This is a genomic window from Streptomyces ossamyceticus (genome assembly GCF_001418475.1).
GTDB lineage: Bacteria > Actinomycetota > Actinomycetes > Streptomycetales > Streptomycetaceae > Streptomyces > Streptomyces ossamyceticus.
Genome location: NZ_LIQX01000160.1, coordinates 1 through 5,514 on the forward strand (window position 1 = coordinate 1; position 5,514 = coordinate 5,514).

The 5,514-nt window shown below is 71.2% G+C and carries 5 protein-coding genes and 2 pseudogenes; 4 read left to right on the forward strand and 3 right to left on the reverse strand.

Translation table 11 applies throughout. From position 1 onward, the window contains the following. Both AOK15_RS13600 and AOK15_RS13605 read right to left on the reverse strand, forming a co-directional pair. The coding region (locus AOK15_RS13600; protein ID WP_167738815.1) for an anthranilate synthase component II at positions 1-515 on the reverse strand (515 nt) is incomplete at its 3' end. A gap of 31 nt (positions 516-546) precedes the next feature. Continuing rightward, complete coding sequence (locus AOK15_RS13605; protein ID WP_219923643.1) at positions 547-1,134, reverse strand: antibiotic biosynthesis monooxygenase; 588 nt, start codon at positions 1,132-1,134, stop codon at positions 547-549. A gap of 230 nt (positions 1,135-1,364) precedes the next feature. Here AOK15_RS13605 and AOK15_RS13610 point away from each other — a divergent pair, with 230 nt between their 5' ends. From AOK15_RS13610 to AOK15_RS46045, 3 genes and pseudogenes are all read left to right on the forward strand, one after another. Then, complete coding sequence (locus tag AOK15_RS13610) at positions 1,365-2,144, forward strand: DUF3050 domain-containing protein (protein ID WP_055516305.1); 780 nt, start codon at positions 1,365-1,367, stop codon at positions 2,142-2,144. Between the two features lie 223 nt (positions 2,145-2,367). Beyond that, positions 2,368-3,077: pseudogene (locus AOK15_RS42060) on the forward strand (aspartate aminotransferase family protein); the annotation flags it as partial. Next, a pseudogene (locus AOK15_RS46045) lies at positions 3,077-3,355 on the forward strand (hypothetical protein); the annotation flags it as partial. The pseudogenes AOK15_RS42060 and AOK15_RS46045, both read left to right, overlap by 1 nt. Here AOK15_RS46045 and AOK15_RS13620 read toward each other — a convergent pair. Next, positions 3,346-4,260, reverse strand: a complete 915-nt coding sequence (locus AOK15_RS13620) for an SDR family oxidoreductase (protein WP_055516306.1) — start codon at positions 4,258-4,260, stop codon at positions 3,346-3,348. The pseudogene AOK15_RS46045 and the gene AOK15_RS13620 sit on opposite strands and share 10 nt — an antisense overlap. Positions 4,261-4,409: 149 nt before the next feature. On the opposite strand from AOK15_RS13620, the gene AOK15_RS13625 reads away from it, so the two are divergent. After that, entirely contained in the window at positions 4,410-5,228 is an 819-nt protein-coding gene (locus AOK15_RS13625; RefSeq protein ID WP_055516308.1) for a PP2C family protein-serine/threonine phosphatase, read from the forward strand. The last annotated feature ends 286 nt before the right edge of the window (positions 5,229-5,514 follow it).

Genomic DNA, 5,514 nt, shown 5'->3' on the forward strand with positions numbered 1-5,514 from the left:
TCGGGGTGGAACTGGACGCCCCACAGCGGCCGTTCACGGTGACGCAGCCCCATGAGGACACCGTCCTCGGACCAGGCGGTGGCCTCCAGGCTCGGCGGCAGCGGCTCGCGCACGGACAGCGAGTGGTATCGGACGACGGTGAAGTTCTGCGGCAGCCCGCGGAACAGGTCACGTCCGTCGTGCCGGACCGTGGAGAGGTGTCCGTGGCGGGGCCACGGGGCGGGCTCGACGTCGGCCCGCTCCCCCACCGCGATGCCCTGGTGACCCAGACAGACGCCCAGCACGGGGATCGCGGCCCCGGCGATGACCTGCGCGGCGATACCGAAGTCGCGCGGTTCCGAGGGGTGGCCGGGCCCGGGCGACACCACGACGTTGTCGAATTCCCGCAGTTCCGGAATGTCGTCGGGTGAGGCGTCGTTGAGCACGACCACCGGCTCCTCGCCGTTGACCTCGGCGATCAGCTGGAACAGGTTGTACGTGTACGAGTCATAATTGTCGATGAGCAAGGTTTTCAACCTGCCCACCCCCCTCTGATCGTTCTCGGACCTAGGCGGTCCGACGTTTGTGCCGGCCGCGCAGCGCCTGCAGCGGCGGATACAGCCATTTTTTGAGGAATCTCTGGAGTCTCGGCATGAGAATCCAGGTGACGATGGCCGTCACGGACAGACACAGCAGAAGTGTTCGGAAAAGTGGATTGAGATCGGCGAGATAAGGGAGTACCAGCAGGTTGAACAGGAGCACGGGCGGGAAGACCGCGCTCATATTCACCAGCCAGAGTTTCCATTTCGGGGGCGGGCGCGGGGCGGCCGGCGTCGGTTCCCGGGTGGTCTGGGAGTCGAACCAGGCCTTGGAGCCCGTCACGCTGCGGCGGCCGGTCTCCCGTGCCAGGCCCTCGGCGCGTGCTGCCCACTCGGCCCTGACCAGGGAGTTCTCCCAGGTCCGGGCCGAATCCTCACTGTCGAAGCGGTAGACCACATGCCACTCCGCCTCTCCGTCGACCAGTACGCCGCCCCCCAGAAAGCCCGGCTGCCGCGCACTCGTACGCAGCGCGGCCCACCCCCACGAGTGGAAGTCGGCCTCGCGCCCCGGCACCACGTGATACGCGATGGTGACGGTAACGGGATTCCTGCTCACGCCGTCGAGTACGGGAAGAACTGACACCCCGTTCAAATCTTCAACGAACTTTTTCAAGCTGTCCGGATCGTTCGCGTATGACGCTCTTTCAGCCGCCTTGGAGCCGTCTGTCGGGGAGTACGACGGGGTAACTTCCGGTAATTTCGGGAAGCGCTTGCCCGGCAAACCGAAAAGGGCGCACCATCAGCCTCGGGCTCTGTGAAGAAGCAGTGCGGAAGAAAAGGAGAGCCATGTCCAGGTACGACTGGGACCTCCAGCACGAGGGAATCGACAGGGCGCGTGCCGCGATCGAACCCGTACGGAAAGAGATAACGGCGCACCCGATCTATCGACGGGTGGAAAGCCGTGCCGACCTTGCCGTTTTCATGGAGCACCATGTGTACGCCGTGTGGGACTTCATGTCGCTGCTGAAGTCCCTCCAGCGGGACCTCACATGCGTCGACGTCCCGTGGGTGCCGCGGGGCTCGGGGGTGAGCCGGCGGCTCATCAACGACATCGTCCTGGTCGAGGAGAGCGACGAGCTGAACGGCGGGTTCACCAGTCACTTCGAGCTGTACCGGGCGGGCATGGCCGAGGCCGGCGCGGACACCGCCCGGCTCGACACGTTCCTGGGGCTCGTCGGGGAGGGCCACGACGTGTCGGCCGCCCTGCGCGTGGCCCAAGTACCGGACCCTGCCGCGCAGTTCGTCCGGACCACGTTCGAGCTCATCGCGGAGCGGCCGCTGCACTGCCGGGCCGCGGCGTTCGCGTTCTCACGGGAGGACCTGATCCCCGACATGTTCGACCAGGTGATCGGCGCGGAGGGCACCGACCGGTTCCCCCTGTTCCGGGACTATCTGGCACGGCACATCGAGGTCGACGGCGAGGAGCACACCCCGATGGCGATGGCCATGGTGGCCGACCTGTGCGGGGCCGAGGAGGGGCGGTGGGAGGAGGCGGTGGAGACGGCGACCCTCGCGCTCGAAGCGAGGGCCCGCTTGTGGGACGGGGTCGTGGAGGCGATGGGGTAGAGGTGGGGGCGCAGGGGGCGTGACTCGAAGCGGTGAACGGAGCCGTGGTGACACCACCGCCGGAAGCACGGTGGGGCGCCGATGACGCGCCGCCCGGTCGATGCACGGTGGCGGCCGTCGTTTGCGTCACCGGTGGAAGCACCGTAGGGCGCCGTCGTCGACCAGTCCAGTTTCCTCGAAGTGGCCCACGACCGGGCCTCCGTCCCGCCCTACGCTGCGGGTCCTGGACCCCGTGCTCGCCGACGATCTCTCCCGGCTCCCCGACCTCCTGCAGTCCGCCCGTGACTTCGCCGCCGGGGAGGTGGCGGGCATCGCGGAGCGCCCCGTCGCCCGACCCGGCGGTCGGCCGGGTCCCGTACCGCTTCCGTCGGCGGGCATCGGGGCGGGGGCGCCCTCGCCCGCTTCGCGGAGCGCTGGGCGCCGGGATTCTCCGGCTCCGCCGGACCCCGCTACCTCGGTTTCGTCACCGAGGGCGCCACCCCGGCCGCCGTCACCGGGGACTGGCTGACCAGCGTCTACGACCTGGGCTGGCTGCGGGAGTTGTTCGGGCTGGGCGGGGAGTACGGGGGCGCGTTCATGACTGGCGCGACCGTCTCCAACACGGTGGGGCTGGCCGTGGCCCGTGAGTGGATCGGCGAGCGGCTGGGCGTGGACGTGTCCCGCGAGGGCGCGGCGGCCCTCGGCCCCGTCGACGTCCTGTACGGCAGCCCGCACTCCAGCGTCACCAAGGCGCTCTCGGTCCTCGGCATGGGCCGGGACCGCCTGCGCACGGTCCCGCTCCTGTCCGGCGGCCGGGAGGCGATGGACGTGGACGCGCTCGCCGCCGCCCTGGAATCGCTCGGCGGGCGACCGGCGATCGTCGTGGCCAACCCCGGGACGGTGAACACGGTCGACTTCGACGATCTGCGTGCCGTCGCCGCGCTGAAGGATCGGCGGAGGCGACCGTCGCACGAGACCCCTCGGGGGAGGCGCTCCTGCTCCTCGGCAGCCCGGAGGTCGTGGAGATGGCGCGAGCCTGGGTCGTCGTGGTGCTGGAGATGGAGGAGTTCCTCCGCGCCGCGAGGCGTGATCCCGGCGCCTGGCAGGTCTTGTTGGACCGTCAGCGCGCCGGGCGTGAGGGCTACTACTCCGCCGTGCGGGAGGATCTCGCGCTCCCGCCGGGGCATTCGGCGCGCTGGCAGATGCCTGCGGCTCCCGGGGGTCAGCGGTAGCCGGTGGTGTCGGCCGGCTTGTCTGCGTCCTGGACCTCCACGAGGTAGCGCCAGGCGTCCGGGCGGCTGCCGTCCAGGTCGGTGAAGCCGTACACCTGGGCGAGGCCGCCGCTGGAGAGGGAGGTGCCGTTGTGGCGGGCTACGTCGGGGTCGGCGGCGAGGGCGGCGACGGCCCGGCCGACGTAGCGCGGGGTCTCGGAGATGGCGAAGTGGGGGACGCTGTCCAGGGCGTCGCGCCAGTTGTCCTCGGTCACGCCGAAGCCGTCGAGCATCATCTCCGAGCGGAGCCAGCCCGGAGTGAGGGCCACGGCCGTGGCACCGCGCGGGCCCAGTTCATGCCCCAGGGCGAACGCCATGCGCAGCACCGCGGCCTTGGCGAGGTCGTAGAAGAAGGAGACGCGGTAGTTGGCGCTGTTGTACTCGGCGGTGCCGTCGGTCATCTCGACGACCAGACCACCCGGGTGGCGCAGCAACAGGGGCAGCGCGTGGTGGCTGGTGATCGCGTGGGTGTCCACGGCGAGCCGCAGCAGCCGCAGCCCGTCGTCGAGGTCGTGCTCCCAGACCGGGGCCTCCCAGTCGAACAGTTTCTCGCCGCCCCAGATGTCGTTGACCAGGACGTCGAGCCTGCCCTGCTCCTTGTCGATCCGCTCCACCAGGGCCTTCACCTGAGCCGGTTCGAGGTGGTCCGTGGGCACGGCGATACCGTGCCCGCCCGCCTCGGTGACCAGATCGGCCGTGTCCTCCAGCGTCTCCGGACGGTCGTACTCCGACCGCCGCTGCCGTGTACTGCGTCCCGTCACGTACACCGTCGCCCCGGCCGCGCCCAGCTCGACCGCGATCCCGCGCCCCGCTCCGCGTGAGGCTCCCGCCACCAGCGCGACCTTGCCGTCCAACGGCTTCACCATGCCCGACCTCCTGTGCGTACGACTGCCACCATGACCGACGTCGGGTGTGCCCCGGCGTCCTCGACACGAGCCTTCCCGAGAAGCCGGACATCTTCTGTCGCCTTTTCTCGCTTTCCCGCGCCGGGTGCGCCTGGCAGGATGCGCGGATCATGGACGAGACGGCATCTTGCGGACGGTGTGGAGGGACGGTCGCTCCCGACGGGCACTGCTGGGACTGCGGTGCGGCCCAGGTCGCCTTCCGGGCGCGCCTGGAGATCGAGACGGACAGCGGCGCGGCCGGGGTGAGCGACCGTGGACTACGGCGCGAGATCAACGCGGACGCGATGGGGTTGGTGACGCGCGGGGCGTGGACGATCGGTGTCATCTGCGACGGCGTGTCGATGGCGCCGCGAGCCGAACGGGCCGCGCGGGTCGCGGCCGAGGTGGGTGTCACCGCGCTGGCGGGGCTGCTGGAGTCCGGTGTCCTGCCGGAGGTCGCGCTCGCCGAGGCCGCCGGTCGCGCGGGGCGGGCGGTCGCCGGGCTGGCGGACACGGGGTCGGCGAACACCGGGGAGCGCGACGGGGTCGCCCCTGCGTGCACCTGGGTGGCGGGCGTCGTGGGACCGGAGGGCCTGTGGAGCGGCTCGGTGGGTGACAGCCGTGCCTACTGGCTGCCGGACGAGGGGCCCGGCATGGCACTCACCGAGGACGACACGGGCGACCTGGAGGCCCTCACCGCGTGGCTGGGCGCCGACTCGGACCAGCCCGTACCGCACGTACGGAGCTACCGGCCGGGGTGCGCGGGCCGGTTGCTGCTGTGCACCGACGGACTGTGGCGCCACCTGCCGGACGCGGCCGGACTCAGGACGGTGCTGGGGGAAGCCGACCCACTCGACGGCGCACGGGCCCTGGTGTCGTACGCCCTGGAGGCCGGCGGCCAGGACAACATCACCGCGCTCGTCGTCCCGGTGCCGGCGGCGACGGGCTGAGGGGGATCGGCGAGGAGCTGAGGGACGGCGACGACGAGCCCGATGGACGGCGGCGAGGAGCGGAGAGAAACGGCGGCGACGGGCTGAGACGGCACGGCCGCAGGAGCCCGGCCGCCGCCCGCGCGGAGCCGAGCTGAGGTGCCACCGGGCCGCTGTTGATGCGCGGCGAGCAAGGCCGGCACCATGCCGGGCCGACGACGCCGAGCCGGGCCGACCGTCGACGCGCCTCGAACGCGACGGCCGTCTACGCGCCGCGAACCGGGCGGGCCGACGCCGGGCGGGCAGG

Coding starts and splice junctions, on each gene's coding strand:
- AOK15_RS13610 (WP_055516305.1), top strand. CDS start 1,365: ATGTCCAGGTACGACTGGGACCTCCAGCACGAGGGAATCGACAGGGCG.
- AOK15_RS13620 (WP_055516306.1), bottom strand. CDS start 4,260: ATGGTGAAGCCGTTGGACGGCAAGGTCGCGCTGGTGGCGGGAGCCTCA.
- AOK15_RS13625 (WP_055516308.1), top strand. CDS start 4,410: ATGGACGAGACGGCATCTTGCGGACGGTGTGGAGGGACGGTCGCTCCC.